1 protein-coding gene is annotated in these 500 nt (G+C 58.9%); it reads right to left on the bottom strand.

Features of this window, described 5'->3' with window-relative positions; translation table 11 throughout:
- Positions 1-193 (bottom strand): endonuclease domain-containing protein (locus tag AC1D0P_RS28510; RefSeq protein ID WP_477679809.1); only part of this gene is annotated, 193 nt, incomplete at its 3' end.
- Between the last annotated feature and the right edge of the window lie 307 nt (positions 194-500).

Here is a 500-nt window from a genome sequence, read left to right as displayed (position 1 = left end):
CGATGACCACTTTGGCGGATAACCAGGCGAAATCTGCGATATATGGTCCGATCGGTGTCTCGCGCCGAAACCGGGCGCCATAAGGGAGCAGGTCGCGCAACATATCCCACATCGCCTGCTCGGCTTTGGTCAAYTCACGGCGAAGAGCTTTCGCATTCTTTCTCGTCTTGGATCCGATGTTTGAATGCGGCATYTTTGTCYACTGCTCTCAYTGCAAARCCCAGRTCGCGCCWCTTGTCTCGACCTGTCCTTCGGATACCACAAGGGGGAGGGTTGGCGCATTTGGAAAAAGACCCTCTCTGGCCTGCCGGCCATCTCCCCCACAAGGGGGGAGAARACTCGCGGMACTCGCTCGCCCAAATCGAAGCTTCGGYGGTGCTYTACGCCTCACCAACTTCGGCCAAGGGGTCGCTGCCGCTCACCCGGCCTTCGTAYCCTYTCCCAGAAGCGGGAGGGGCTTAACCCAACCGCAGTCTCGCAGCCCAAATTGAGGCAAGGAG

It is taken from the genome of Polaromonas sp. P1_G2, assembly GCF_056405515.1.
This window is presented reverse-complemented; position numbering and strand designations above follow the sequence as displayed.